This window comes from Gordonia sp. i37 (assembly GCF_002043085.1).
Classification (GTDB): Bacteria; Actinomycetota; Actinomycetes; order Mycobacteriales; family Mycobacteriaceae; genus Gordonia; species Gordonia polyisoprenivorans.
This window is the reverse complement of the sequence record NZ_MVPX01000577.1, coordinates 1-227: the sequence shown is the minus strand read 5'-3', so window position 1 is coordinate 227 and position 227 is coordinate 1. Positions and strand designations below refer to the sequence as shown.

Sequence of the window (227 nt, the reverse complement as noted above, 5' to 3'; positions counted from 1 at the left end):
CCCCAACCCACGCCTCCTGGATGAACCTCGTCGAGGTCTGGTTCGGCATCATCGAACGCCAAGCGATCCGCCGCGGAGTGTTCACCTCCGTCACAGACCTCAACACCAAAATCCGCGCGTTCATCGACGGATGGAACCCCAGAGCCCACCCATTCGTCTGGACCAAAACCGCCGAACAGATCCTAGAAAAAGCCAACCGTCCAACAACTTCAAACTCGCGCCACTAG

Annotated in this window: 1 pseudogene; it reads left to right on the top strand. The window is 58.1% G+C overall.

Annotation, left to right across the window (positions count from 1 at the left end):
* A pseudogene (locus tag B1964_RS28175) lies at positions 1–227 on the top strand (IS630 family transposase); the annotation flags it as partial.